Origin of the sequence: Arthrobacter sp. V1I7 (genome assembly GCF_030817015.1) — a bacterium.
Classification (GTDB): Bacteria; Actinomycetota; Actinomycetes; order Actinomycetales; family Micrococcaceae; genus Arthrobacter.
Window position 1 is genome coordinate 3,592,521 of the sequence record NZ_JAUSYS010000001.1, and the last position, 26,724, is coordinate 3,619,244.

The 26,724-nt window shown below is 64.3% G+C and carries 25 protein-coding genes and 2 pseudogenes; 17 read left to right on the forward strand and 10 right to left on the reverse strand.

All coding sequences use genetic code 11. The features are described 5' to 3' along the window. Positions 1-3 precede the first annotated feature (3 nt). Genes QFZ69_RS16440 through QFZ69_RS16450 form a run of 3 tightly spaced genes read right to left on the reverse strand, consistent with a single transcriptional unit; the run spans position 4 to position 2,253 of the window. Positions 4-1,170 (reverse strand): M20 family metallopeptidase, encoded by a 1,167-nt coding sequence (locus QFZ69_RS16440; RefSeq protein ID WP_306912887.1) that lies wholly within the window; start codon positions 1,168-1,170, stop codon positions 4-6. Beyond that, positions 1,160-1,831 carry a DUF1028 domain-containing protein gene (locus QFZ69_RS16445; protein WP_306912888.1) on the reverse strand — a complete coding sequence of 224 codons (672 nt, stop codon included), beginning with the start codon at positions 1,829-1,831 and terminating at the stop codon, positions 1,160-1,162. The genes QFZ69_RS16440 and QFZ69_RS16445 overlap by 11 nt, the downstream gene beginning before the upstream one ends. Beyond that, a complete protein-coding gene (locus QFZ69_RS16450; RefSeq protein ID WP_306912889.1) occupies positions 1,828-2,253 on the reverse strand; it encodes a RidA family protein in 426 nt (141 codons plus the stop codon). Before QFZ69_RS16450 ends, QFZ69_RS16445 begins: the two co-directional genes overlap by 4 nt. Positions 2,254-2,495: 242 nt before the next feature. Here QFZ69_RS16450 and QFZ69_RS16455 point away from each other — a divergent pair, with 242 nt between their 5' ends. The 3 genes from QFZ69_RS16455 to QFZ69_RS16465 all read left to right on the forward strand — a co-directional run bounded on the left by QFZ69_RS16455 (position 2,496) and on the right by QFZ69_RS16465 (position 6,147). Then, entirely contained in the window at positions 2,496-3,317 is an 822-nt protein-coding gene (locus QFZ69_RS16455) for a LysR substrate-binding domain-containing protein (protein ID WP_307000283.1), read from the forward strand. Between the two features lie 213 nt (positions 3,318-3,530). Next, positions 3,531-4,622 carry an FUSC family protein gene (locus QFZ69_RS16460; RefSeq protein ID WP_306912891.1) on the forward strand — a complete coding sequence of 364 codons (1,092 nt, stop codon included), beginning with the start codon at positions 3,531-3,533 and terminating at the stop codon, positions 4,620-4,622. Positions 4,623-4,893: 271 nt separating this feature from the next. After that, positions 4,894-6,147: an IS701 family transposase gene (locus QFZ69_RS16465; protein WP_306912892.1), complete on the forward strand. Its 1,254-nt coding sequence runs from the start codon at positions 4,894-4,896 to the stop codon at positions 6,145-6,147. A gap of 424 nt (positions 6,148-6,571) precedes the next feature. On the opposite strand, the pseudogene QFZ69_RS16470 reads toward QFZ69_RS16465, so the two are convergent. Continuing rightward, positions 6,572-7,158: pseudogene (locus tag QFZ69_RS16470) on the reverse strand (transposase); the annotation flags it as partial. Positions 7,159-7,306: 148 nt separating this feature from the next. Here QFZ69_RS16470 and QFZ69_RS16475 point away from each other — a divergent pair. The 4 genes from QFZ69_RS16475 (at position 7,307) to QFZ69_RS16490 (ending at position 11,797) form a co-directional block, all read left to right on the forward strand. Further along, positions 7,307-8,560, forward strand: a complete 1,254-nt coding sequence (locus QFZ69_RS16475; protein ID WP_306912892.1) for an IS701 family transposase — start codon at positions 7,307-7,309, stop codon at positions 8,558-8,560. Between the two features lie 674 nt (positions 8,561-9,234). Beyond that, on the forward strand, positions 9,235-9,852 hold the full coding sequence (locus tag QFZ69_RS16480) for a hypothetical protein (protein ID WP_306912893.1): 618 nt from the start codon (positions 9,235-9,237) through the stop codon (positions 9,850-9,852). Next, positions 9,849-10,055 (forward strand): hypothetical protein, encoded by a 207-nt coding sequence (locus QFZ69_RS16485; protein WP_306912894.1) that lies wholly within the window; start codon positions 9,849-9,851, stop codon positions 10,053-10,055. The genes QFZ69_RS16480 and QFZ69_RS16485 overlap by 4 nt, the downstream gene beginning before the upstream one ends. Before the next feature lie 155 nt (positions 10,056-10,210). Next, positions 10,211-11,797 (forward strand): serine hydrolase, encoded by a 1,587-nt coding sequence (locus QFZ69_RS16490; protein WP_307000284.1) that lies wholly within the window; start codon positions 10,211-10,213, stop codon positions 11,795-11,797. Positions 11,798-11,877: 80 nt separating this feature from the next. Here the strand turns inward: QFZ69_RS16490 and QFZ69_RS16495 are convergent, their stop codons facing one another. Then, on the reverse strand, positions 11,878-12,534 hold the full coding sequence (locus QFZ69_RS16495) for a TetR/AcrR family transcriptional regulator (protein ID WP_306912897.1): 657 nt from the start codon (positions 12,532-12,534) through the stop codon (positions 11,878-11,880). 58 nt (positions 12,535-12,592) lie between these two features. Between QFZ69_RS16495 and QFZ69_RS16500 the strand changes: the two genes are divergently transcribed. The 3 genes from QFZ69_RS16500 to QFZ69_RS16510 are packed head-to-tail and all read left to right on the forward strand — an operon-like array spanning position 12,593 to position 15,407. Then, a complete protein-coding gene (locus tag QFZ69_RS16500; RefSeq protein ID WP_306912898.1) occupies positions 12,593-13,285 on the forward strand; it encodes a hypothetical protein in 693 nt (230 codons plus the stop codon). A 14-nt stretch (positions 13,286-13,299) separates the two neighbouring features. Then, positions 13,300-14,286, forward strand: coding sequence for an NINE protein (locus tag QFZ69_RS16505; protein WP_306912899.1), 987 nt, complete (start codon positions 13,300-13,302; stop codon positions 14,284-14,286). 29 nt (positions 14,287-14,315) lie between these two features. After that, on the forward strand, positions 14,316-15,407 hold the full coding sequence (locus QFZ69_RS16510; RefSeq protein ID WP_306912900.1) for an IS630 family transposase: 1,092 nt from the start codon (positions 14,316-14,318) through the stop codon (positions 15,405-15,407). A gap of 263 nt (positions 15,408-15,670) precedes the next feature. Here QFZ69_RS16510 and QFZ69_RS16515 read toward each other — a convergent pair whose 3' ends face one another. Next, entirely contained in the window at positions 15,671-16,402 is a 732-nt protein-coding gene (locus QFZ69_RS16515; RefSeq protein ID WP_306912901.1) for a TetR/AcrR family transcriptional regulator, read from the reverse strand. 118 nt (positions 16,403-16,520) lie between these two features. On the opposite strand from QFZ69_RS16515, the gene QFZ69_RS16520 reads away from it, so the two are divergent. Together QFZ69_RS16520 and QFZ69_RS16525 are read left to right on the forward strand one after the other, a co-directional pair. Beyond that, positions 16,521-17,252 (forward strand): DUF4386 domain-containing protein, encoded by a 732-nt coding sequence (locus tag QFZ69_RS16520; protein WP_306912902.1) that lies wholly within the window; start codon positions 16,521-16,523, stop codon positions 17,250-17,252. Further along, complete coding sequence (locus QFZ69_RS16525) at positions 17,249-18,322, forward strand: NAD(P)-dependent alcohol dehydrogenase (protein ID WP_306912903.1); 1,074 nt, start codon at positions 17,249-17,251, stop codon at positions 18,320-18,322. The genes QFZ69_RS16520 and QFZ69_RS16525 overlap by 4 nt, the downstream gene beginning before the upstream one ends. Here QFZ69_RS16525 and QFZ69_RS16530 read toward each other — a convergent pair. After that, entirely contained in the window at positions 18,319-18,927 is a 609-nt protein-coding gene (locus QFZ69_RS16530) for a hypothetical protein (RefSeq protein ID WP_306912904.1), read from the reverse strand. The genes QFZ69_RS16525 and QFZ69_RS16530 overlap by 4 nt on opposite strands. Positions 18,928-19,111: 184 nt before the next feature. On the opposite strand from QFZ69_RS16530, the gene QFZ69_RS16535 reads away from it, so the two are divergent. Both QFZ69_RS16535 and QFZ69_RS16540 read left to right on the forward strand, forming a co-directional pair. Beyond that, the gene (locus tag QFZ69_RS16535; protein WP_306912905.1) at positions 19,112-19,597 is read left to right on the forward strand and encodes a hypothetical protein; all 486 of its coding nucleotides are present in this window, start codon (positions 19,112-19,114) and stop codon (positions 19,595-19,597) included. Positions 19,598-19,643: 46 nt separating this feature from the next. Then, the gene (locus QFZ69_RS16540; protein WP_307000287.1) at positions 19,644-20,234 is read left to right on the forward strand and encodes a cupin domain-containing protein; all 591 of its coding nucleotides are present in this window, start codon (positions 19,644-19,646) and stop codon (positions 20,232-20,234) included. A gap of 217 nt (positions 20,235-20,451) precedes the next feature. On the opposite strand, the gene QFZ69_RS16545 is transcribed toward QFZ69_RS16540, so the two are convergent. Then, complete coding sequence (locus tag QFZ69_RS16545; protein ID WP_306912907.1) at positions 20,452-21,381, reverse strand: helix-turn-helix transcriptional regulator; 930 nt, start codon at positions 21,379-21,381, stop codon at positions 20,452-20,454. A 126-nt stretch (positions 21,382-21,507) separates the two neighbouring features. On the opposite strand from QFZ69_RS16545, the gene QFZ69_RS16550 reads away from it, so the two are divergent. Both QFZ69_RS16550 and QFZ69_RS16555 read left to right on the forward strand, forming a co-directional pair. Beyond that, complete coding sequence (locus QFZ69_RS16550) at positions 21,508-22,365, forward strand: SDR family oxidoreductase (RefSeq protein WP_306912908.1); 858 nt, start codon at positions 21,508-21,510, stop codon at positions 22,363-22,365. Between the two features lie 281 nt (positions 22,366-22,646). Beyond that, a pseudogene (locus tag QFZ69_RS16555) lies at positions 22,647-23,032 on the forward strand (SDR family NAD(P)-dependent oxidoreductase); the annotation flags it as partial. Positions 23,033-23,052: 20 nt separating this feature from the next. Here QFZ69_RS16555 and QFZ69_RS16560 read toward each other — a convergent pair. Further along, positions 23,053-23,286, reverse strand: a complete 234-nt coding sequence (locus tag QFZ69_RS16560; RefSeq protein ID WP_307000498.1) for a hypothetical protein — start codon at positions 23,284-23,286, stop codon at positions 23,053-23,055. A 233-nt stretch (positions 23,287-23,519) separates the two neighbouring features. Between QFZ69_RS16560 and QFZ69_RS16565 the strand changes: the two genes are divergently transcribed. Continuing rightward, positions 23,520-24,545, forward strand: coding sequence for an aldo/keto reductase (locus tag QFZ69_RS16565; RefSeq protein WP_306912909.1), 1,026 nt, complete (start codon positions 23,520-23,522; stop codon positions 24,543-24,545). Between the two features lie 1,113 nt (positions 24,546-25,658). Here QFZ69_RS16565 and QFZ69_RS16570 read toward each other — a convergent pair. Next, positions 25,659-26,702, reverse strand: coding sequence for an alcohol dehydrogenase catalytic domain-containing protein (locus QFZ69_RS16570; protein ID WP_306912910.1), 1,044 nt, complete (start codon positions 26,700-26,702; stop codon positions 25,659-25,661). Positions 26,703-26,724: the final 22 nt, after the last annotated feature.

Genomic DNA, 26,724 nt, shown 5'->3' on the forward strand with positions numbered 1-26,724 from the left:
TGGCTACTCTGCCAGGAAGTCCAATGCGGTCAGCGCCAAAGCTGCAGCACCGTCATGGATTGCACGGTTGGCTGCTTCGCCAACACAGTGCGCAGCGAACTCCGGCTGGTGATTGGCTGCAGGGAAGCAGCCCAGACCGATATAAGGATGAATTGCCGGAACCACTTGGGAGATGTTGCCCATGTCGGTGGAGGCCCGGTTCATGGTCGCTTGCTGGGCAGGTACGTCAAAGTCCCTGCCAAGGGACTCTGCATGCCTGACATACAGTTCCAGCGCCCGCAGATCTGTTCGGAACTCAGAGTAAGGTTCTGATTCCGGGGTGACTGACAGCTCGCAACCGGACGCCAGGGCACCGGCTTCAAAGCAACGGTGGACGCGCTCTTCCAGGTTTTCCAGCTGGGCGAGCGACTCGGCACGGACGTACCAGCGGCCCTCTGTCTTCTCCGGGATGGCGTTCGGGGCTTCCCCGCCGCGGGTTTGGATGCCATGCACGCGGGTGCCGGCGGGCAGTTGCTGGCGAAGAAGACCCAGAGCTACCTGGGCGACGATGAAGGCGTCATTGGCGTTGACGCCCTGGTCCGGGTAGGCGGCGGCGTGGGCCGACTTGCCCCGGTACTCCACATGGTTATGGGCCACCGCGTAGGGGCGGGCCTCTGCCGCGTCGACCGGGCTAGGGTGCGCCATCATGGCAAGGTCAAGACCGTGGAAGGCGCCCTTCTTGAGCAGTTCGATCTTCCCTCCCCCACCTTCTTCGGCGGGGGTTCCGTAAAGTACCACCGTCAGGTCCCGTTCGGCCGCGAACTCTGACAGTGCCACTGCTGTGCCGCAGGAGATGGCGGTGATGATGTTATGGCCGCAGGCGTGCCCGAGGCCCGGCAGGGCGTCGTACTCGGCCATGATGCCGATCCGGCGGGTACCGTTTCCGAAGACCGCCCGTAGGGCAGTGGGAAAACCCAGATACCCTTTTTCGACGTCAAAGCCGTGCTGTTCCAGGTAGTCGGCCGTCCACCCGGCTGCGCGGTGTTCCTGCCAGCCGAGCTCCGGGTTGGCGTGGAGCGTCTCGGAGAGCCGGGTCAGGTCCGCTTGCTGTCCGGCCACGGCTTCCAGCACCCGGGTACGTTGTCCACGCTGAACCGCAGGGTTCAGTGTGGTTGCCGGTTCAGCGTTCATCGCCTGGAACCCCATAGCTAATGGAAGATGCGGGATCCAGTCCACGGACCACGTAATCCTGGCGCTGTGGAAGCCACACTTCCAGCAGCCGCTCAAGCTCCGCAATGGGGTCTTCGTGCCAGTCCACGCGCAGATCAGTGTCCCTCCAGCCGTGACCGGAGACGACAGAGATACCTGCGGACATCACGGGACCTGCTTCCCCGCCGGCGGCCTCAGCAGCCTTCAGCGCAGCCAACAGCCGCTCCTCCAATTCGCCGGTGGCAGCTTCGAAACCGTTGCACAGCGCCTGGGCGACGGCTGGGCTCGCCAGCATGTTCCCGGCAGCCACGCTGTTCTTGCCCCGGCCGTCGCCGAAGACACCAAGCGTGTGTGCACCGCTGAAGACAGCGGAAGCGCCCGTGGAATCCAAAACCAGCAACTGGCGGTAATCGACCCCGGGAGCTTCGCGGACAACCCCGTCCAAGGCCTCCTGCGCGGAGTCTCCGGCCTGCAGGCGGTCCAGCAGGGCACCGCCGAGCCGGGGATCGGTAATGTTTTGGGAGCTTACGGCGCCCACACCGTCCCGCAGGTGGGCACAGCGCGCGGCGACAGCGGGGGAAGAAGATGACACGGCAATGCCAAACCGGCCCCGCCCGTCCGTGGCTGCGATGCTGAAGGTCACGGCGTTGCCCCCAAGGTCGAGAGCACAGCGGTAGCGTCGATCTCCACCAGCCACTCGGGCCGCGCCAGCGCCTGCACGACGATCCCCGTGGACACCGGGAAGACACCCTTGAGCCAGCGGCCCATCACCCGGTAAACCGTCTCGCGGTAGCGCGGATCAATGATGTACACCGTGACTTTGACGATGTCTTCGAGGCTGCTGCCCGCTTCCTTAAGGAGCATGTCGACATTGGCCATGGCCTTTTCCGTCTGGACTTCGATGTCACCAATACCCACCGATTCCCGGGTGTCCAGGTCCTGCCCGATCTGCCCCCGAAGATAGACCACCCCATTAGCCACCACTGCCTGGCAGAGGTCGTTGTCCAGATTCTGCTCCGGGTAAGTGTCCTTGGTGTTGAATGTACGGATGCGCTGGTGTTTCACTTCGCGGCTACCTTTCGTTCTACTGGCTCTCGACAGCTCAAAAACTTCTTGCCCCCAGCTTCCGCCCACGGTGCGAATCTGTCCAACAGTCCTTTCAGAACAGTTGCATCTGAAAATCAGATGAATGGCGTACATTTATACAATGGACGTCACACTTACGCAATTGCGCTATTTCACTGAAGCGGCCGCGCAGCTCTCGATGACGGGCGCCGCCCCTCCGCTTGAACGTTGCGCAGTCCGCCGTGTCGGCAGCGATCGCGCAACTGGAGCGCAACATCGGTACCCAGTTCTTCATCAGGCAGCGCTCGAAGGGGCTGGTACTGACTCCTGCCGGAGAGCTGTTTTTGCGCGACGCCCAGGCCATTCTGGCCCACGTGGAGGAAAGCCTTGACCACGCACGAGGCGAGCAGCAGAGCGTTAAGGGCCGCGTCCGTATGGCCTGCTTCAGCACCCTCGCGCCGTTCCTGCTTCCCGGCGTACTGACCAGGCTGCGGGAGGAACACCCGGCCCTGGAAGTCGAGGTACTCGAGACGGACATCTCAGGGTGCGTCAGCGCGCTGATCAACGGCCAGGCAGATCTGGCCTTGTGTTACGACCTTAACCTGCCGGAGGGAATCGCTGGTTCCGTGGTGCATACGGCCAGACCCTATCTGGCGCTTCCACCCAATCATGAGCTTGCAGGTTCGGACAGTGTCCCGTTGTCCGCGCTCAAAGATGAGTCCTTCGTGCTGCTGGATCTGCCCCACACCCGTGACCTCATGCTTTCCATCGCACGATTGAGCGGCGGGGAGCCGGACATCAGATTCCGTTCGGCCAGCTACGAGACTGTGCGTACTTTTGTAGCCCGGGGTCTTGGATACTCCATCCTTCACCAGCGCCCTCAACACAAACTGACCTACGACGGGGGGCAGATAGCAACTGTGGAGATCCGGGACGACGTACCGGAGCTGAGAACGGTACTGGCTCATTTGCAGTCGCAGCGCCCGACTGCACGGGTGCGGGCAGTCGCGCAGGCGGTCCGCCACCAGATTGTTGCTGCGAAGGCAGCGTCCCCTAAGAAATAGACGCCGGGAGGACCGCCAGGAAGCGGGGATAGCCTCCCGACGGCGGCCGAAGCACGTCTGATAGCCCATGCTTCAAAGGCCCTGGACGGCTAGCCGGTGCCGATGTCCTTGTGTGTCGGCCGCGGCCGCAGGATATGACTCCGCCCCGGTCTCGCGGCAATAATTTCAGGTAAGGCCTGTGTGGCCGGAACAGGACAGCAGGGATGGTTGAGGATGAGGCGCGTGGTGGAGCAGGTGCGCGCACTCCATCGGCTTGAACCTGCCAACAACGACCACCTCTCCGCGTTGAGGGTCGCAGTCAGCGTCGCACTCCCTTCGCTATTGCTTCTGATTGCCGGCCGGACAGATCTTGTCATTTACGCCGTATTCGGCGCACTGACTGGCATGTACGGCCGTTCTGAGCAGCATCAGCTGCGGCTCCGGCACCAAGCCCAGGCAGCAATGGTGCTCTTAACCGGAGTAGCTGTGGGCATGTTCCTATCCGTCAACCACCTCCACTCCTGGTGGCTGGTGGCCGTTGAAGCGGTGCTGGCCGGTGTGGGCTCGGTGTATTCCGACCGGGTGCGGCTCAAGCCCAACGGCCCGTTCTTCGGCATCCTCGCCTTGGGAGCCTGCGCATCCGTTCCCACGGCCGTTCCCTGGCACGTTGCCATGCTTATTGCCACGGGGTCAGCCGCTTTCTCCTTGGCCGTGGGCTTCAGCGGTTGGGTTCGCCGCCGTTCCTGGCAGCGCGCCGCCGTAAGGAATCGGCCGGGCGCTGGCGGGCACCAGGAAGTGTTGGTTCATGCAGCCAGGTATGTGCTGGCGGTAGGAGCCGCGGGCACCCTGGGCGTCCTCAGCGGCAGTGGACACCCCCACTGGGCGATGGCCGCGGCTGCCGTCCCCCTGGCAGGGGCAGACCTCCCGAGTAGCGTCCGCCGCGGCATCCACCGCATCGTGGGAACGCTGTTGGGATTGGCCGTCACCGCTGTCGTCATTCTTCCCGGTCCGTGGTGGTTGGCTGCGACGTTCCCCGGGCGGCAAACCATGTTGCTTGCGCTCCTGGTCATCTTCTTCCAATTCACTACAGAGCTCTTTATGACCCGTCACTACGGCCTGGCGATGGTTTCGTTCACGCCCGTCATCCTGCTGATGACCCAACTCGCCGCTCCTATCGACCCGGCCGTCCTGATCCTGGAGCGCGCCGTGGAAACGCTGGTGGGTGCGCTGGTGGGAATCTTGGTGGTGGTGGCCGTGCAGCGGTCAGGCTCCCGAACCCCGGGCGCCCTACTTGGGCCTACGTCCCGCCCCCTCCACTTTTCGTGATGCGTCCCTGAATCTCTGTAACTCTGTCACTCCGCGAGTTGGCGCGATGCGCTGTGGGCTTAGCGCGTTTCCTCATCAGCTTCGGCCCACTCCAACGCTGCAACTATGTGTCCTTCGGTGGGGAGTGCTTGTTGTTCGGCGGGTGGGAGTTTGTCGTAGGTGTAGGCGGCGACGGCCATGGGTGAGGTGGAGCGTCCTAGTAGTACTTTGTTAGGTCTTCGGTGAGGGGCTTTTAATCGCTGGCCTGAGCTGTTAATTTCGTTTCGTGGGCATGGAAGAGGCAGGACTGCGGGTCGAGCTGGAGGATTACGTCGGGCAGGTGTTCGCGTCGTTGGGCCGGAAGGACCAGCGGGCGAAGGGCCGGCTGTATCTGCAGGGGTTGATGCTGGAGGGGCGGCGCAAGTCGATGCAGCCGATGGCGGAGCGCCTGGATGTGGACCACCAGCAGCTGCAGCAGTTCGTTACGTCCTCGCCGTGGGAGGTGGAGCCGGTCCGCCGCCGCCTGGCAGCCCTGGCCGATGAGGCTATCGTGCCGGAGGCGTGGGTGATTGACGATACCGGGTTCAAGAAGGACGGGGCCGCCTCGGCGTGCGTGGCGCGCCAGTACTCGGGCACGCTGGGCAAGATCGGCAACTGCCAGGTTGCCTCCACCGTGCACATGGTCACCGACCATGCCTCGGCCCCGGTGAACTGGCGCCTGTTCGTGCCCGAGGCCTGGGATGACGCCTGTGCGGACACCAACGAGCACGCCGAAGCCGTCGCCGCCCGCCGGATCAAGGCGAAGATCCCCGAATACGTACGGCACCGGCCCAAGTGGGAACTCGCGCTGGAGATGATCGATGAACTCGCCCATTGGGGGCGCAGGTGCCCGGTCGCGGTTGCCGACGCCGGGTACGGGGACAACGCGCTGTTCCGGCTTGAGCTGACCCGGCGGTCCATTCCGTGGGTGATGGCGGTCAAGGCATCCACCAGCGCCTACCCGGCCAATGCCGTTCCCGAACTCGCCGAACGCTCCGGCCCCAGGGGCAGGCCCAGTGTGCCCCGCTACCGACAGGACCCGGCCAGCCTGGCCGAACTCGCGGTGGCCGCCGGAAGGGGACAACTACGCAGGATCACCTGGCGGCACGGCACCAAGAACACCGGCACCAACAGGACCGCGGCCATGAAATCCCGCTTCCTGGCCCTGCGCGTCAGACCTGCCAGCCGGCACATCGCCCCCGGCGAAGACGGATCGTTGCCCGAGGCCTGGCTGATCGCCGAATGGCCACCCGGCGCCAAGGAGCCCACCGACTACTGGCTCTCCGACCTGCCCGCCGACACACCAACCAGGACCTTGGTCAGGCTGGCGAAAATCCGGTGGCGCATTGAACACGACTACCGCGAACTGAAAACCGGCCTCGGCCTTTCCCACTTCGAAGGACGATCCTTCCCGGGCTTCCACCACCACGTCACCCTCGTGTCCGCAGCACACCTGTTCATCACCAAAAAACGCCTTGCCACCCCAAAAGCAGCAGGGGCAGCCTGAGCCTGTACGGGGTCCTCAAGGAACTCCAACGGATCCTCATCCGACAGCTCAGACGCTGCCCCTACTGCCAACACGCCCCACCAACCTAACAAAGTACTACTAGGAGGCTGCTGAATTAGTGGGCTTTGGTGGTTGTTTGGTCGTCGGTCCCGTCGTGTAGCGGCGGGTGGAGTGTCTGGTCTGGCGGATCTTACGGACTCACTCGTTGATGTTTGGGTGATCTGTGAGGGCTGTGTCAGGGCTCGGACGTGGGCTCCCGTCGCCTTCGTGGGGCTGCCCTTCAGGGCAGGGCCCAGGTTCCGTTGTTATCTGTGAGGCCGAGGTTGAGGAGTCTGCGCAGGTTCAGGCCCGCGGTTCTCAGGTTCAGCCAGGCATTATTCCGGCTGATGCCGCGGTGGGGAACGCGGCGGTTGCCGCGGGTGAGCCAGGCGATGGACCGGGTGTAGTCATAACCGGTCGCTTGGGCGGCCACCAGCTCCTGGCCGCCGGGAATTTCACGGCCGAAACGGCGGACACCTGCGATCAGCTGGGTCACGGTGTCCTGCCTGGCGACCGCGGCATCCAGGACCGTTGAATCACTGCCCGCCGGCGCTTACCCTTCAGGACCCCGGTCTCCGCGACGACCTCGGCAATCGCCTCCATGATCCGGTGCGGATTCTTCGACCCGGCCAAACGGTTCCGCCAATACGTCAGCGTGCTCGGGTGGAACGCCATGTCGGTCAGCCCGTACCCGCACGCGGCCTTCCAGCGCAGAACGTGCGTCAAAGCCTCCGCGGTTTCCCGGTCCGAGAGCCCTTGCAGCGCCTGTAACACCAGCACCGACCCGATCACCGGCGCCGGAATAAAAGGCCGGCCGCGTCCCGACGGAAAGAGGTCCTCCATCAGCGAATCCGGAAACAACCGCACCCGATGCGCGGCCAGAAAAGCGAAGACGCTGCCCGGGGCCAACAACTCCCCGGCCAGCGCCTCCACATCCAAATACCCTCGTTGACCGTCCTCACGTCCCTGCATGAAACCAGTCTTAAATCACCGGTCCCAAAATTTAGCAGGCACGCCAGAGACCCGCCGATTATTCAGCGTGCTCCTAGTAGTACTTTGTTAGGTCTTCGGTGAGGGGCTTTTAATCGCTGGCCTGAGCTGTTAATTTCGTTTCGTGGGCATGGAAGAGGCAGGACTGCGGGTCGAGCTGGAGGATTACGTCGGGCAGGTGTTCGCGTCGTTGGGCCGGAAGGACCAGCGGGCGAAGGGCCGGCTGTATCTGCAGGGGTTGATGCTGGAGGGGCGGCGCAAGTCGATGCAGCCGATGGCGGAGCGCCTGGATGTGGACCACCAGCAGCTGCAGCAGTTCGTTACGTCCTCGCCGTGGGAGGTGGAGCCGGTCCGCCGCCGCCTGGCAGCCCTGGCCGATGAGGCTATCGTGCCGGAGGCGTGGGTGATTGACGATACCGGGTTCAAGAAGGACGGGGCCGCCTCGGCGTGCGTGGCGCGCCAGTACTCGGGCACGCTGGGCAAGATCGGCAACTGCCAGGTTGCCTCCACCGTGCACATGGTCACCGACCATGCCTCGGCCCCGGTGAACTGGCGCCTGTTCGTGCCCGAGGCCTGGGATGACGCCTGTGCGGACACCAACGAGCACGCCGAAGCCGTCGCCGCCCGCCGGATCAAGGCGAAGATCCCCGAATACGTACGGCACCGGCCCAAGTGGGAACTCGCGCTGGAGATGATCGATGAACTCGCCCATTGGGGGCGCAGGTGCCCGGTCGCGGTTGCCGACGCCGGGTACGGGGACAACGCGCTGTTCCGGCTTGAGCTGACCCGGCGGTCCATTCCGTGGGTGATGGCGGTCAAGGCATCCACCAGCGCCTACCCGGCCAATGCCGTTCCCGAACTCGCCGAACGCTCCGGCCCCAGGGGCAGGCCCAGTGTGCCCCGCTACCGACAGGACCCGGCCAGCCTGGCCGAACTCGCGGTGGCCGCCGGAAGGGGACAACTACGCAGGATCACCTGGCGGCACGGCACCAAGAACACCGGCACCAACAGGACCGCGGCCATGAAATCCCGCTTCCTGGCCCTGCGCGTCAGACCTGCCAGCCGGCACATCGCCCCCGGCGAAGACGGATCGTTGCCCGAGGCCTGGCTGATCGCCGAATGGCCACCCGGCGCCAAGGAGCCCACCGACTACTGGCTCTCCGACCTGCCCGCCGACACACCAACCAGGACCTTGGTCAGGCTGGCGAAAATCCGGTGGCGCATTGAACACGACTACCGCGAACTGAAAACCGGCCTCGGCCTTTCCCACTTCGAAGGACGATCCTTCCCGGGCTTCCACCACCACGTCACCCTCGTGTCCGCAGCACACCTGTTCATCACCAAAAAACGCCTTGCCACCCCAAAAGCAGCAGGGGCAGCCTGAGCCTGTACGGGGTCCTCAAGGAACTCCAACGGATCCTCATCCGACAGCTCAGACGCTGCCCCTACTGCCAACACGCCCCACCAACCTAACAAAGTACTACTAGTGCAGTCGGCGTCTACAACCAGACAGCCATCCTGCGGGCAGGCGGCCCGCATAGGGACGCGGCCAACTCGTTACAAGTCCTCACCACACAGCTGGGCATCGCCGTCGGTGCCCTCTACGGAGGGTTTGCCCTGACTTTGGGAGGAGGGCTGCTGCTGCCCTGGGCAGCCGCGGTACCGCCATCCTCATCATATTCTTCGGCCGCGCTGCCTCATATCCGCCAGGACCTGGAGAACGAAAGGCTTTACGGGTCGCCTCCCCAGCGGAACGCGAGTGAAGACGGGATCTTGTGCGGGTGCCGGGATTGCTAATGAAATGCCCGTCAGATTAGGCACCTGACCGATGGGCGAGGATGTCCCGGAGAGACATAGGACACGTGTACATGGGCTGCAAGACCCGGAGGCGTCCACCGGCTGAGGGAACGAAGAGGGCGTGCAAGCCGGAGGATCTTGTCCCAATGCCGGGTGAGGGCTGTCCCCGTTTTGTCCCCCGACCTCGCCCGCGCGGACCGGGAACACGCCGCGCTGGCCGGAGCGCCGGTGACCGTCCGAGCCGCGGCTTAGGCTGGTCGCATGCCACCGACTCCGTCACCGACACCGATCGAGGTCTTCGTGCACACCGGCCCCGGCGAGTGGTGGCAGATTCTTGCCGCCCTGGGGCCGCTGGCGGTGCTCCTCGGCGCCGTCGTCGCCGCGTACGTCGGCTGGCGGACCCTGAAGCAGAAAGCCGAAGCGGACAACCGGGCCGAATGGTGGAAGCGGACCCAGTGGGCCCTGGACGCCGTCTACTCCGGGGACAAGAAGCGCGGCACGATCGGGCTGAAAGTCCTCAAAGTCCTGGGCGAAAGCGAATTGGCCGGCGACGGAGAGCTCGCCGTCCTGGAAGCCGCATCGGAGAAGCCTCTCGACCGGGCGGCCCAAGCTCGTGCGGCCCAAGCCCGTACGGCCCACGCAACGGCCGAAGCGCACTCACCACACGTCTCCACGGGAGATGTCTCCGCAGACAATCCGGAAGTGAGCATCCCGGTCCTCGGTGCCAGCATCTACCCTGGCCAAGGGCCGGCCGAGGGCTCCTCGTTGGTGGCTCGGGCGCGCCCCAGACAGCCGGGTGCCGGGGTGGACGGCGAACCTGCACCGCGTGACAATGGAGAAGACCACAAACCCGGCGAAGCTGAAGGAGGAGCACGATGAGCACTGCAGCCCACCCGGCCAAGCCCGGCGCACACGCCGCACCCCCACAGGTCGAACCGGAAGAAGACTTCGACGAAGATGACCGCGCCATGCAGATCGCGGCGGCCCAGCTCCGGGAAGTCACGGACCGCCGGCTTGGCAAAGTCACCCCTGAATGGGTCACGGCACTCGCCCAGGAACAGCCCCCCAGCCACACTGCCTGAGCGCTGCAGGCCGAGCGACTCCAGGCTGCTAAGGCGACCGGCGCACTAAGCCGCGCCGCCGCCGTCGTACTCCCTACGCCCGGCATCGGCGCATTGTTTTCCCTCTGACAAGGCCATACCGTGAAGAGACGGTCAGCCGAAGTGCAGGTGCGGGCATGCGAACTATTTCCTGGTTATCGCGCTGCATCCTGTTGTGCGTCATGGCTGTGGGGATCGTCGGCGGCGTCAGCACGCCGGCAGCAGCCATTGCCGGTACATCGCCCCCAGGAGCCTCGAACCCCGAGCAGGCCTATGCGGAGTTGGACGCCTTCCTGCGGGAGCAGTTGGACGTCCTCGGAATTCCGGGCGCCGCCATCGCCGTCGTCCGGGACGGCGTCCAGGTGCACTCCGCCGCCTTTGGCCGCGCTGATGACCCCGGGCGGCCGATGACCGCCCGGACGCCGGTGCTGCTGGCCTCAACCAGCAAGTCCCTGACAGCGATCGCCGTGATGCAGCAGGTGGAGGCCGGCCGGCTGCGGCTCGATGAGCCGGTGCAGACCTACCTGCCCTGGTTCAGGTTGAACGACAGCCGTTCTTCGGCCATCACAGTCCGCCACCTGCTCCACCAGGCCAGCGGCATGGCCTCCGGGGACACGGCCTTCGAAGCCTCCGACGCGCAGGGCCCGGAGGCCATCGAGGAAGGCGTCCGCGCCCTCTCCAGTTCTCCGCTGGCCGGCGAACCGGGCGAAGCCTTCCGGTATGCCAGTGCCAACTTCAACATCCTGGGCCTACTGGTTCAGACTGTGTCCGGCCAGCCGTTCGGGGACTACCTGGAGCAGCACGTCTTCGGGCCCCTGGACATGGCCCACAGTCATCCGACGCGGGCTGCTGCACACGCGGACAATGCGGCCGCCGGCTATTCCCTGTGGTTCGGCTCGTTCTGGCGCCAGACCGACGTGCCCGCACCCACCACCGGCATGCCGTCGTCCACCATGTACGCCTCGGCCGAAGACCTGGGCCATGAGCTGATCGCGCTGCTGGCCGGGGGACGGTACGGCGAGGCCCGGATCCTCCGGCCCGAGAGCGTGAAGGAGATGTTCGAGGCCCGCGTGCAGGTGGACGGGTCCAAGGGGTACGCCATGGGGTGGTTCACCCGGCCGCTCGTGGAGTCCGTCGATCCCGCGGCACAGCCCGGCCCGGGCGGGGCGTTGCCGCTGCTGCTGGAGCATCAGGGTGAATGGGGCAACAGCCACACCTACCTGGCCATGGTTCCGGAGTCCGGCCTTGGCGTCGCCCTGGTCATCAACGGCAATGACACCGCTGCCCCGTCGCGACTCAAGGCCATTGACACCAACCTCCTGCGGATTCTCCACGGGCAGCCCCCGGTGCCCGCCGTGGTGCAGGAGGACTGGCTGCAGCGCTACAGCTGGGCGGTTTCGCTCGGACTGCTGCTGGCGGAATTGCTGAGCCTGTGGGTGGCGCTCCGGTTTCTGCTCCGGCCGCGCGCCACGTCCCGGAAGCGGCTGGTTTCCCTGGCCTGGGCCGTTGCTGCCCTCGCCCTCGACGGGTTTGCCCTGTGGCTGTGCCTCATCTACGCCCCCGCCCGGTTCGACACCCACCTGTTCGTCATCGTCCGCCAGTTTCCCGACGTCGGCGCCACCCTGGTGCCGGTGCTCGCTTTGGCCCTCATCTGGCCGATCCCGCGGACGGTTTGGCTGTGCGCCCGTTTGTGGACAGGTGCAGACAGCCCTTCAGCAAAATAGACCGTGGCCTCGCCGGGGTTCTGGTGTTCGCTGACCTAACCGAGGGCCGTTCGTCCCATTGATGCGCGACGATCAGGCGATCATTTCCCATCAGAATCCGGGTGGGCCAAGAGCATGCCAGGCAGAACGTCGCAGAGCCACGCCATGATCTGCTCATGGGTCCAGCCGCGCTCGGCCGCCAGCTGGTTGTACATACTGTCGCCGTAAAAAGTCATGAACGCGTCGGTCAGCTCGTCGAATGACCGGTCATCCCGCAGCGGCCCCTTGCCCGCCAGCATTTCCAGCACCTGGCCGAACCCGTCCCGGCGGAGGGTCTCGTGGTACTGATACGTCCGGCGCACTTCGCTGTCGGTGAGGGCAGCGGCGCGGAGTACTTCGGAAATGGCTGCGGCGCGCGCAAAGACATCACCGGCGCCACGGATGAAGATCCGCAGGGCTTCCGCGGCGCCGGGCTCCGCCACCATTTCCGTCCACCATGCCTGGGCCTGCGGGGGGCGAGGATCCTCCTCACCCAGGACCGCCGCATCGATCACGGCGCTGATCAGTTCGGGTTTGGTGTGGAAAACGAAGTACACCGTCTGAGACGCCACCCCCGCGCGGCTGGCGATTCCCGCCATGGTTGCTCCATGGAATCCCCGCTCAATGAATTCCTGGTGCGCAGCCTGGATGATCTTGCCTCTGGTGGCTTCCGCTTTCTTCCGGCGAACGCTATTGACCGGTGGTGTCCGCGGGTCCATATTTAGAGTCTCTCACTAGAGCGGTACTCTATTGGAATTCATAGACAAGGAACCTGTCATGAAAACCCGGAACAGTCACCCCTTCCTCACCATCCGTGCTGCCGGCCTGCTCTGCTTTTGGACCGCGGTGCTCGGTGCCGCCTCGGGTGTCCTTTTAGCCTTCGTTGAGCCCGCGGTCCCTGAAAATCAATGGAGCTACCCCCTGAACGTCACGGCCTTCACCGCCATCCAGGTGTGGTTTGCCGTGCAGCATCTGGGCCTCCTGCTTGGCCTGCTTGCTCTCCGATGGACCGGTGCGGTAGGCCAAAGCACGCTGGGACGCATCGGACATTTCGTCGCCGTCGCCGCCATGCTCGGATTCGCAGCAACTGAGCTCGCGGCCATCTCCGCCGCCCACGACACCACAGACTCCGCCCGCGTCGGTGCCCTGGGCGCAGCCTATGGCGTCTTCAGCATCGTGCTTGGCGCTGCCCTGGTGTTGGAGGGCATCGCGGTGGTGCGGGCAGGAGCCTGGCAGGGCTGGCGGCGTTGGATTCCGCTCGCACTGGGTGTGTGGGTCTTCGTGCCGATGCTCCCGGCCCTGGCACTGTCCTTCATCGGCGCCAGGTTCGCCATCGCCGGCTGGATGCTTCTCTTCGCGGCCCTGGGCTGGGCCTTGGTAAGGCCCTCCGAGGGCCCAGTGGTAACAAACCCCGACGCCGGACAGCAGGTAAGGAGCCAGCATCCCTCCCTGCCCAAGCTGGCTCCTTAGGTAATGGGAACCCCGTGAACATCCACTCCCCCGGAGCCCGGCATGCGGCGCTCATAGCGATCGGCACGACCTGCGGGATTGCCTGGGCCGCGGGTTTCCGTGCCTACATGGTGGAGCTTGCGGGCCCTGCATCCACGTTCGGCTGGTGGGGGACGTTCGGCGCGCTCGTCCTGCCTGGAGCCGTTGTGGGCGGATTGCTGGGCTGGGCGGAAGCACTCCGGCGCGACGGCGGTCGGCGGGGGTGGCGCTGGCTCGCGCTTGCACCGCTCGTGGTCGCCATCGCCCCGCTGCTCATGCCCGGTGCGATCATCACCCTTCTCACGGAAGGCCTCGGCGGTGGGGCGATCGCCGTCGCCCTGATTGCGGTCGGCGGGGGCTACGGCCTGTCCCGCCGGGGCCCGTGTTGGGCCAGGCTGCTCTGCGGCCTGGCCAGCGCAGCCCTCCTCGCCGCACTCGCCATGGCCGGGCCCGGAATCGCTGGCCCTCGGCTCGCCCTTACGGAACCGCGCGGCGCCTGGGTGGCCCTCTTGCTCACGTCGTTCCTCGTTGTGCTTGCCCTCGCCTCGTCGATCCCCCACCGGCCATCCCTGCAGCCACAAAACCAGTGTAGGGACGAGGCCGGATCGGTGACTGTGACAGGTTTGGATGGCCGGCAACGCCGCCTCCGTACCAGCCGGCAGCACCTGCCCAGTACGTCCCCGCCAGATCCGCCGCAGTACCAGACTCCGGTCCAGTACCAGCAGAACCCCGGCCAGCCGCAAGCGTCACAGCACTCGTATCAGGGCCAGCAGGACCAGGCTTACCCGCCCGCTCCCCAGCAGCAGTACCAGCAGACCCCGATGGCGACTCCGGCCTACGGCTACCAGCAACCGAAGTCCAGGCTTGTCGCCGGGCTCTTGGGTATCTTCCTGGGTGGCCTCGGCATCCACCGCTTCTACCTGGGGTATACCACCATGGGCATTGTCCAGATTCTCCTCACGGTCCTAGTGTCCTGCGCCTGAAATTCGCTTCGTAATTATAAAATCAGGATATGGCGAATGTCGGGCGGCCGAAGGCCTTGCTGGATCTGTCGGCTGAAGAACGCGGGACGCTGGAGCGGTGGGCCCGGAGACGGAACTCATCCCAGGCGTTGGCGACACGGTCGAGGATCGTGCTGGCCAGCGCCGAGGGTCTGACGAACGTGGCTGTCGCAGCCCGGTGCGGTGTCGAGCCGCATACTGTGGCGAAGTGGCGGCGCCGGTTCCTGGAGCACCGGCTGGACGGACTGGTCGACGATCCCAGGCCCGGACGGCCGGCCTCGATCACCGCCGACCAGGTCGAGGACGTGGTCGTTGCGACGCTCGAATCCACGCCGGCGAACGCCACGCACTGGTCGAGGGCGAAGATGGCCGAACGCTCCGGGCTCTCGAAGTCCACGATCGGACGGATCTGGCGGACCTTCGAACTCAAGCCCCACCGCGCCGACGGCTTCAAGCTCTCCAACGATCCCTTGTTCGTCGAGAAGGTCTACGACGTGGTCGGTCTCTATCTGAATCCCCCGGAATCGGCGGTCGTGCTCAGTGTGGACGAGAAGTCCCAGGTCCAGGCGCTGGCCCGGTCCCAGCCTGCGTTCCCCATGATGCCCGGCATGCCGGAGAAGCGGACCCACGACTATGTCCGGCACGGGACCACCACCCTGTTCGCCGCCCTGAACACCGCGGACGGGTCAGTGATCTCCAGCCTGCACCGCAGGCACCGGGCCGCCGAGTTCAGGAAGTTCCTGGCCAAGATCGACACCCAGGTCCCCGAGGGCCTGGACGTCCATCTCATCTGCGACAACTACCAGACCCACAAGACCCCGACCGTGAAGACATGGCTTGAGAATCACCCGCGTTTCCACATGCATTTCACCCCGACCTACTCCTCCTGGCTCAACCAGGTCGAGCGGTTCTTCGGATTCGTCACCGAGGACCTGCTGCGCCGCAGTGACCACCGCAGCGTCCAGGCCCTCGAAGCGGACATCCGCAAATGGGTCAGCGAATGGAACACCAACCCCATACCCTTCACCTGGACAAAGACCGCGGAACAGATCCTCGAATCCCTCGGGCGACTTCTGAAGCGAATTTCAGGCGCAGGACACTAGTGGGGATCTTCACGTTCGGCCTCGTCGCTTTGTGGGGCTTCGTCGAAGGCATCATGATTTTCGCAGGCGCGTCCTATTTCCGGACTGATGCCAAGGGAATCCCGCTGCGCGACTGACCGCAGTCGGGATTTCCACCGACGTTCACCCACAGGGCACAACAGCCCAAACGCAAACCAGCCCCGGAGCCGTCGGTTCCGGAGCTGTTTTGTGAGAAGCCTCAGCCTTTGCCGTGATCTCTACGGCCCCACCTCAGGCAGCGCGGCCTATCCCCGCTCCAGCCTCGCGTGCTTCGACGTCCAGGCCTGCCGGTGGAGTCGCTCGAAGCCGTCCAGGAGCAGGTCGAGGGCGAACTCGAACTCAAACTGGTCATCACAGCCATGCCCCACCACCGAGTCATCCTCGTGCCTGGCGGCCGTGGCAATCTGCGCGATGTTCGGATATCGCACGGACATCTCGCGGAACATGGCTTCCTGAACATCCGGCGGCACCTCAGCCTGTGCTTCAGCGTTCGGACCGGCTGTCGATTCGAAGAGTTCCTGGGTGAAGCCCCACATCCGGCTCCCGATGGCGTGCATGACGTGGTGCGTGAGATCGACCGAGAAGCCGCCGGCCAGGAACATGCCGGTGAACGAGTCCATGTACTCAAGTACGGCAGGGGTCTGGTTGGTGCGGGATTCCAGGACCCGACGGGCCCATTTGTGCCGCTGGAGCACGCGCCTCGCCGAGAGCACCCGAAGCCGGACTGCGCTCTTCCAGTCTGTACCACCGACTGCCGGATCGATCTCGCCGACGATGACTTCAACCATGCCATCGAGAAGTTCTTCCTTGTTGGCTACGTGCTTGTATAGCGCCATCGGTACCACATCGAGTTCCTGGGCGAGCCTGCGCATGCTGAGCGGCCCGACGCCCACCTCGTCGGCGAGCGAGACGGCTGCCCGCAGCACCCGGTCCCGGTTCAGGCGCACCCGCCGTTCCACTTCAATCTGCTGAGCCAATTTCCCCACTTCCTGTCGGCTCCAATCTACGCCCATTGACAGGTGTACGTCATACACCTTAGTGTCCTATTCATCAGGTGTACCCCGTACACCTTAGGTATGAACTAAGGAGTTTCCCATGAATGCAACACGGCGAGCCGCCGTCGTCACCGGCGTGTTCTTCCTTCTCACCGAGATCAGCGCAATCGGCGGCATGATCCTCTACGGCCCCCTGCTGGCAGGGACGGACTACATCGTCAGCACGGGCACCGACACCAACGTATTGCTCGGTGCCATGTTCGAAATTGTCCTGGTGATTTCCAACGTCGGGACCGCGATTGCCGTGTACCCGATCGTCAGGCGGCACAGTGAATCCCTCGCGCTGGGCTACCTGGGCGCCCGCCTGCTTGAGTCCGCCATCATCGTGGTCGGCATCATCAGCCTCCTCACGGTCGTGACCCTGAAACAGGATCTGGCCGGCACGTCCGACGCCGATCCGGCCACGCTCGTCACCGTCGGCAGGTCACTTCTGGCCATCCATGAATGGACTTTCCTGTTCGGGCCGAACTTCGCCCTTGGAACCGCCACGCTGCTGCTGGCGTCCCTGATGTTTACGTCCCGCCTCGTGCCGCGCGCCATCGCCGTGCTTGGCCTGGCCGGTGGCGCGCTGGTCTCCGGATCGGCAGTCGCCGTGATGTTCGGAGCCTACGAACAGCTCTCGATGGTCGGGTTCCTGGTGGCGCTTCCGGTGTTCGCCTGGGAGGTCTCCCTCGCCGTCTGGCTCATTCTGAAAGGGTTCTCCCCCTCGGCTCTCGCCGCGATCAATGCCCCGCGGGCCGGTACCGCCGTCGTCGCAGGTGTTTCACGATGAGGGCCGCCGCCTACCGGCAGTTCGGCCCACCGGAGGTCGTCCGCATCGAGGAGACCCCCAAGCCCGCACCGCGCCCCGGTGAAGTGCTGATCAAAGTCCATGCCAGCACGCTCAGCGCCGCGGACCGCCGCGCCCGCAGCCGCAGCGTTCCCAGGGGACTTGAGGCGATGGCCGCACTGGCCCTCGGCATCTTCAGGCCCCGGACCCGTGTCCTCGGGATGGATGTTGCCGGCGTAGTGGAGGCCGTGGGCCCGGACGTGAGCGCATTCACGCCAGGCGATGAGGTGATCGCGATGCTCGGCGCCAGGTTCGGCGGCCACGCCGAGTACGTGTCGGTTCCGCAGCACGGGGCCATCACGGCCAAACCCCGCAACATGAGCTTCGAGCAGGCCGTGACCCTGGTTTTCGGCGGACTCACGGCACACGGTTTCCTGACCAGAGCGGCCATCGGGCCCGGCGGCACCGTCCTGATCAACGGAGCCTCCGGTGCCGTGGGAACGGCTGCGGTACAGCTCGCCAAACAGCTGGGCGCGCGCGTCACCGCTGTGTGCAGCGACGCCAACAGGGACCTGGTCATCGCCCTGGGCGCAGACCGGGCGATCGACTACGCCACCGAGGACTTCACCGCCGGGGCCCAGACCTACGACGTGATCATGGACTGTGTCGGCAACGCCACTTTCGAGAGGGCCGAAACGTCCATCAACCCGGGCGGGGCCCTGCTGCTCGTCATCGCCGACCTCAAGGCGATCCTTCTCGCGTCCGGCCGGAGCCGGCAAGGCGGAAAACTGGTCAGCGCGGGCAACATCAAGTACACCGCTGAAGACCTGGCATTCCTCGTCAGCCTCGCTGAAGCGGGCCGGTATCAGGCTGTCATCGACCGGACCTACGACCTCTCCGACATCGTCCAGGCCCATCGCTTTGTCGACGCGGGACGCAAGAGGGGCAACGTCGTCGTGCGGGTTGCAGACGACGCAGCGGAGAGCCCGGCGCCAAAGCCTGAGACATGCACCGTTCAGGACAGAACCAGACGCCGGCCCGGGACGCCACACCGTTCCCGGACGAATCGTTAGGCGTGAAGTGTTCTGACAGCGGCGGCTGCCACCTGGATGCTTCGCCATCCCTGCCGACCGGCAGCGGCAGTTGCGGCCTCCAGAACTACGCCTTGGTTTTGCAGGATCGCGACGAGGGTCGCATCGACGATGTCTTCACGGAGTTCGTTCAACCAGGCGCCGCGGATGTTTGGCATCACCGGAACGCGTGCCCGGACAGTCAGAAAATGTCCGGCGATGAGCGCGGCCGCGAAGCAGCCAGCGCCGGTGGCAGCGAGTTTCAGCAATCCGGTACTAATGGCCAGGACATAGGCCGGCAGAGCGATCATCAGCCCCAGCCGCAGCAGCAGGATTTCCCTCGCCCTCCCTGCAGCCCGACGCCGGTCCGTGGTCGAAGCCAGGTGCTTGTCGCGCACGGCCTGCGCCTTCAGCCGCCATTGCCGCTGGGAGCCGAGGTGCAACCTGACAATGGACCGGGCGGCCGTCAGTTCTTCAGGGTGGGCTTTCCTCATCGCCGCTATCAGCGGGTTCGCCTTGTCGGCCCATGCCCCGGTCAGCCTGCGGTCGACAGCGGCGGCTAGGTCGTCCAGCCCGAGGCGGGCTGCCGCTTCCGCGGTCTCTTCCACCCTGCCCCTGGCGCCCGTGATGCCGGTGCGGGCGTGTAAGTTTCGGAACGGAATCCGTAACGCGGCGACCCGTCGGCCAGTTGATATCCATGGCTCATGGCTTCCCCCATACATGGTCCGGCTGGGGGTCTTTCGGTTGCTGCACGCCGGGCTGGAGCGGCGACGTCGGCCGGTCCGGACCCCATTGTGCACTCTTTCCGGCCCGCTATGTTCAGCTGCCGGCTACATTACGGAAACCACCCGGAACGCCGGAACCATTGGGCCGCACGTCAGAGGAGGATTCCATGAACCAGCAAAGATCCTTGGGACGGCGATCTCCACGATCTGTCACGGCCTCGCGCAGCTGAACGATCAGGGCAAGCTCGCCGGGCGTACGGTGGCGTTGGGTGCACACCCGTCCCTGGGCCAGCGCGCCGGCGAGGCGATCGAACAGAAACAGGCCATCGCTTCCTGGGCGGCGGCCGAGGTGGAGGAGGGCAAGAACATCCTGCTCGACGGCGGTTCAACGGTAGGGGCCATGGCGTTCGCCCTGCGCCACCGGGAGAACCGCTCCGTCACCACTCCGGGCATCAACGCTTTCCTGCCGTGGTCACGAATTCGGACGCGGATTGTGGCTCGGCCGCGATTTTTCCCTTCTATAGTGGTGATCCCGGAACCTCACATTGGATAGTTGCCGGTATCGGTGAGGACGTCCCACCGTGTCCGACGCGGCGAGGATGAGCGCATCTGCCACCATTGATTACGGAAATGAGCGGGCGTATCGTCGCGTCATGAACACGAAATTCGGACCGGTCGGCGATGAGGTCGGCACCGTCGTTCGGTTCGGCGATGCCTTCACCGCCCGAACCCTTCTGGATGCAGTCACAACGGGGGAAAGGTTCTCCCTTGTCGAGCATTTGCTGGCCTTGCGCGAACTCGGAGCTCCCCTCCATATGCACAGCCGCGAGGACGAATTCACGATCATCACCAAGGGTCGGGTCGGCTTTCTTCTCGGGGATGAGGTGTTTTACGCGGGCCCGGGGGAATTGGTACTAAAGCCCCGGGATCAATGGCACACCTTTTGGAACGCCGGCAATGAGCAGGCACGAATGCTTGAGATTATTTCTCCGGCAGGATTCGAAAAGTACTTCGAGGAGATCGAGCCCTTCTTTCCAGAAGGAGCCCCACCAGACCTTGACGCGATGGCCGAAGCTAATGCTAGGTACGGCCTTCAGATGGACTTCGAATCCCTGCCGCAACTGATCGACCGCTTCGATTTGACCGCTCCATTGGAGATGGGCGCGCCCCCACCTGTCCAGGGCACATGATGAATCGCCCATTGCAAGGTGAGGAACTGGCACTGCATAAATTCGCAGGGTGCGCCCTAGTGGCACCTAATCCGGTTGACGTCTCGATCGCTATCGCGGTGGCAATCCTTGGAATGAAGCGTGCTTTTGGTAAAACGCTGAGGTGAGTCGCAATTTTTAACCCGTTTCTTCGGCGCCCTTTGGCGTGCTCGTTTTCTGCGGGCCGTTAGAGGGTTGTTCAGCTTCGTTCGGTGTTGTCGGCGGCTGTGGTTGTTGTGCTGGCCTCGGGTGTTTGGTGCTGGGTTGTTTGGTTGTTGGTGGCGGCCCAGTGGGCGAGTAGTTGGAGGCTGTCGTGGGAGGTGGAGCCAGGCTCGGCGGTGTAGGCGAGGATGGACAGGCCTTTGTCGGTGGCTACTTCCATTCCTTCGAAGGTCAGGTCAAGGTCCCCGACGACCGGGTGGTGAACTTGTTTTGATCCGGAGTGGTGGAGCCGTACGTCGTGGGCTGCCCAGAGGGTGCGGAAGTCGTCGCTGCGGGTGGCCAGCTCTCCGATGAGGTCGCTGAGGATCCGGTCGTAGGGTGCCCGGCCTGCGGCGCTGCGCAGGAGCGCAACTGTTTGCCGGGCGGCGTCGTCCCAGTTCCGGTAGAAACCCCTGGAGCGGGGGTCGAGGAAGAGGAAGCGCCCGAAGTTCGCTGGTCTTTGCGGCTGGACGTACATCTCGGAGTAGAACGCCCTCCCGAGTTGGTTCGAGGCGAGGATGTCCAGCCGTTCGTTCTGCACGATGGTGGGCAGGGCGGTCATCGCGTCGATCATCCTCTGCACGCCGGGCCGTACCTGCTGCGCCCGAGCGGGACCGCGTCGGCGCTGCGGCTGCGCGCCTTCGTTGGCAGCACGCACCAGGTCGTAGAGGTGGGCCCGCTCGGCGTCGTCAAGGTGCAACGCCTGGCTGATGCCCTCCAGGACTGATTCCGAGACGCCTTTGGCGTTGCCCCGCTCGAGTCGGATGTAGTACTCGGTGCTCATCCCCGCCAGCAGGGCAACCTCTTCGCGGCGCAGGCCATTCACGCGACGGCGGCGGTGACCGAAGACGGGCAGGCCTGCCTGTTCCGGTGTGATCCTGGCCCGCCGGGTAATCAGGAATTCGCGGATCTCGTTGGCGCTGTTCATCCTTCGACGCTACGCCCAAACGCCGACGTTAGGGGGTCACTGGCATTAACCGGATCAGCGGGGACTCCCTTGCCCCTTGCAGACGATATTGACTGAAGACAGTCACCTACACGAAAAGGAAACACCATGACTGATCAGGAAGTTTGGTTCATCACCGGCGCTGCCCGCGGAATGGGCATCGATATCGCCCGCGCCGCCCTGAACGCCGGCCATGCCGTCGTCGGCACCGCCCGCGACGCACAACGCGTTACTGAGGCTCTGGGCGAGCACGAGAACCTGCTCGCCGTATCCCTGGACATCACCGATGAAACCGCGGCAAGGACAGCCGTCGATGCGGCCGTGGAACGGTTCGGCCGTATCGACAGGCTCGTGAACAACGCCGGGAACTTCTACGCCGGGTTCTTCGAAGTCATCAGCCCTGAGCAGTTCCGGCAGCAGATGGAAACGAACTTCTTCGGGCCCCTGAACGTCACCCGGGCTGTGCTGCCGATCATGCGCGCCCAGCGCAGCGGCCATGTCATCACCTTCAGCTCCACGGCCGGGCTCACCGGCCAGGAGTTCGTCGCCGCGTACTGCGCCTCAAAGTTCGCAACCGAGGGCTGGATGGAATCCCTGCGCTTCGATCTGGAGCCCTACGGCATCAACACCACCATCGTCGAACCGGGCTTCTTCCGCACCGAACTGCTCGTCGAAGGCGCCTCCACGATCTGGCCCGAACTCTCCATCGATGACTACGACCAGCGCACCCAGGGCACCATCGAGGCCTGGAAGGGCATGAACGGCAAGCAGGGTGGGGACCCGGCAAAGCTCGCAGCCGCGCTCATCACGATCACCGCCCAGGACCAGCCGCCGCTGCGCTTCCTCGCCGGCGCCGACGCCGTCCAGACCGCAGAAGACAAGGCACACCTGCTCCTCGAGCAGGCTAACGCCTACCGCAAACTGTCCTCCTCCCTGGCCCACGACGACGTCCTGACCGGCCAGTAATTCCCCTGCCCGGACAGCAGGGAACCGAGACGTGGCTTAGAACCTCACGAAGCAGTACGAGGAAAGACACACAACAACGCCCCCTTGGATACGCGAGGCACCGAACCCTGTCGCGCGTGCCCAGGCGCTCGGCCGACGGGCCATCTCCTGGCTAGCGAGGGGCGAGAACGCCGCGGCCGCCCAACAGCTACTCCTCGATCAAACTCCCGCGTCAACCCCTACTGAATTCGTTCTGAATCAGTGCCAGGCCCGTATCGGCCTCTGTATGAAAGGACACTGCTATGACTTCCAGACTCACCGGAACCGTCGCGATCATCACCGGCGCCAGCAGCGGCATCGGCCACGCCACCGCCCTTGAACTCGCAGGACAGGGCGCCTCCGTCGCTCTTGTCGCCCGCCGTCAGGACCGCCTGGATGAACTCGTCGCAGAAATTGCGAAAGCCGGCGGAACAGCGCTGGCGATACCGACCGACATCTCCAAGCGCACCCAGGCAGAAGCCGCCGTCACCAAGACCATCGAGGCATTCGGCAACGGATGATCGCCATCAACCAGCAAGGGCTGCTGTACATGACGAAGGCGGCCCTGCCCTACCTGCAGAAGGCAGCGGGCGAAGACCTCCGTCAGGTGGCCGACATCGTCAACATCTCCTCCATCGCAGGGCGCACTGCTTTTCCGATCATGGGCGTCTACAACATGACGAAATTCGGGCGAACGGGTTCAGTGAAGCCCTTCGTCAGGAACTGGCCCAAACCCACGTCCGCGTTGGTGTCCTCGAACCGGGCAAGGTCGCGACCGAGCTCGACTCCCACAACACCGACGAAGTACTCGCCGACATCGAAGCCAACTTCGGCGGGTTCCGTGTCCTGGACCCACAGGACATCGCCGACGGCATTGCCTACATGGTCACCCGCCATTGGCACGCCGCGATCGGTGAACTCTGGATCATGCCCACCGAACAGGGCTGACACCCTTGCCAGAACAAGTTTTCTTTCGACAGGACACACGAACAATGACCATTAACCGCCGTAGTTTACTGGGCGCCGGCCTTGGAGTAGCCGCAGCATCTTTGCTGCCTCTTTCCGCCGCCCAAGCGCAGATGGGAACAACTGGATCTTCCGCGACGGGCTCGCGGCCGTTGAGCACGGATCGCCGCATGCTCGGCTCACTGGAAGTCTCCGCCCTAGGGATGGGCTGCCAGAACTTCGCCGGGATGTATGGCCCGCCGACGGACTTTCAGGAGGCGGTCCGAATAATCCGCGCGGCCTATGACCGGGGCGTCACGTTCTTCGATGTCGCCGAAGTCTATGGGCCGTTCCTTGGCGAGGAGATAGTCGGCAAGGCGCTGGCGCCGATGCGCGACCAGGTGGTTATCGCCACCAAGTTCGGGTTCGACATCACGAAGAAGGGTGAGGTTCAGGGACTCAACAGCGAGCCGGAAAATATCAAGCGGGTAACCGAAGAATCGCTCCGGCGCCTGAAGACTGATTACATCGATCTCCAGTATCAACATCGTGTTGATCCCACGGTGCCCATCGAGGAGGTGGCCGGAGCGGTGCAGGAGTTGATCCGCGAGGGCAAAGTCCGCCACTTCGGCCTGTCTGCCGCGGGCGGCGCGACCATTCGCCGTGCGCATAGCGTGCAGCCGGTTACGGCGGTGCAGAACGAATACTCCATCTGGACACGCGATCCGGAGCTGGAAGCTCTCCCGACCTGTGAAGAACTGGGCATCGGTTTCGTGCCGTGGAGTCCGCTCGGGATGGGTTATCTAACCGGCACCGTAACCCCGATGGTGGTGCATGGCACCGCAGATCTGAGGGCTACGCTGCCCCGCTTCACCCCGGAGGCCCGCCGCGCAAATTGGCCCGTCGTCGAACTGCTGCTGCACGTTGGCGCACGCCATCAAGCGGCTCCTGGCCAAATCGCGCTTGCCTGGCTGCTCGCCCGTAAGCCGTGGATCGTGCCCATTCCAGGGCCGACCACGCAGGACCACATGGAGCAAAACATGGACTCGCTTCAGGTCCAGCTGACCGCTGCCGACATCGAAGAGATTGAGAACGGCTTCGCTCAAATTCAAGTCCAGGGTGCGCGATTAAGCGAGCCGATGCTTGCCATGATCGACACCGGGGCCAAGCTGGGGACGAGCTCAAACGGCGGCCACGGCATCTCGCCCCTGCCGTGACAGCAAAGCCGAACCGTGGAAGCCACAAGTCAGCGGGTAGCTCCAACTAATCCGGATCAGCCCTTCCCCAAGGTTGAACCCCGGACAGCGCCCATAAGCCCGCCGATGGAAGGGCGGACCCTCCTCGAAATTCTCGCCCAGGTGAGGCTGATGCCGATGCCCATATGCCCTGCCCGATTTATCGCCGGGCGAAGGTCCCCCAACTGCAACCTCCAACCGTCTCACAACCCTAGCGTTTCGAGACGGCAAGGTTTTGAGACACCGAGTTAGATGAGGATCCCTCTTGGGGACTTCTACAGGCCTGGGTGGACTCTGTGAGGCATCGCCCTAGTCGGGGTGTATCTGACATTGGTTCTGGCTTTAGGAAATGCCCAGCTCGAAACGAACTTGGCATTCTCCCGTTGGCGTTTAGGGGTGACTCTTCAGCTGGTACGGCTGCCCGTTCTGATCGTAGGTGGACCCTTCTCATCAACCACGAAATCCTCGATGACCTTGCCGGAGGCGGCATCGATGATGACTATCGAGTTTGCTGGCCAGCTAGGGTCAGGGACAACGTCGAAGTGCACGTCTGAAGGCAGAGCAGGCTGTTAGAGGCATCAACCATCTTGCCCAACGATTTCTGTTCTACAGGCCCTGTTGTCCGTGCAACGTTCGGCGAGAACTTTGTGAATTACTGTTCCGTCACCATGAAAGATCAGGATTCGGTTTTTGGCCGTCAACCGAGACCCAGAAGTATGACGTCCTCGCTAACGTTGTCCACAGTGCCGTGCTCTGGTTCGAGACCGCTCCGTTTGACAATAACTCGGTCGTCCGGGTTTAGGTGGACCCAATTGTGATCGTCAAGCGGGCGGGTTGGGGTCGCAAGCGTCACGAGGCTAGCCGCCTGAGTGTCCCGGTGCATATCGTTCCTTCCAATTTAAAGCTTTTCAGCAGTCCCTGTGATCGCTTGAGCGGTGCTGGCCGGATTGCCAAAAGAGTTGGCCGTTACATGCGGCATTTGGATTTGGAGAGAAAAGCGGGGGTGTGCGTTACGTATGCACACCCCCGCTTGGTCACCTTGGTACTGCCTTAGGTGCGCAATTCTGACGAGACCGTTCGGCAGATGGGCTCCGATCAGCCGAGGCCCGGGATCAGCAGGACTTTGCAGGCGTCTCCGGTGAGCAGCTCTACAGCTTCGTCGATTTGGCTGAGTTTCATGCGGTGCGTGATGAGCCAGTCGAGGTCCAGCCGGCCGGAGTCCAGCAGCAGCAGGCTTTGTTCCCAGGTTTCCCAGAGGCGGCGCCCGAAGATTCCGCGCAGGGTGATGCCCTTTTTGTTGATGTATGCCGCGATGTCGACCTCGGCTGGGCGGCTGGGGTGGCCGACGGTGATGACGGTGGCTTCGCGGCGGACGGCTTCGAAGAGTGTTCTCAGGGTTCCCGGGGCTCCGGAGCATTCGAAGGCGACGTCGAAACCGCCGCGCCGGCCGGTTAGTTCGCGGCATCGCTCAACGATGCCGTCGTTCGGGTGCAGTGCGGTCGCGCCAAGCTTTTCGGCTTGGGCGCGCCGGTAGGGGTTGGGGTCGACGGCGATGACATGGCTGGCGCCCATGAGCAGCGCCAGGTTCACGACCACCAGGCCGACCGGTCCTGCGCCGCTGACCAGCACGGCGCGTCCTGCAACCGAGTAGTTGGCGCGCTGGATGGCGTGGACGGCGACGCCGGCTGCTTCGAGCAGGGCGCCGGATTCAAGGGACAGGCCGGTGGGGAGCTTGACGCAGATGTCCTGCGGTACGGCGGCGTACTCAGCGAAGACACCGTCGATGTGCATGCCCAGAATCCCTGTGCGTTCGCAGGTGTGGGCATCTCCGGTGCGGCAGGGGAAGCATTGACCGCAGGTCAGGTGGCTTTCAAGTGCTACCTGGTCGCCAACGTTCAGTCCGGTGACGCCGGGACCGACCTCGACTACGGTGCCTGCGCCTTCGTGGCCCAGGATTACCGGGAGGTTGAGGTTGAAGGCCTGCGCGGAGGGGGTCCATTCATAGAGTTCCCGGTCCGTACCGCACAGGGACGCAGCCCCTACCTGGATGACGACTGAGCCTTCTGTTGCTTTGGGGTCTCCGGCGTCGGTGACGTACTTAACGCCTCGCTCGGCCGCGTCTTTCACTACTGCCCGCATGAGGGCCGCCTTTCGTTGGTTC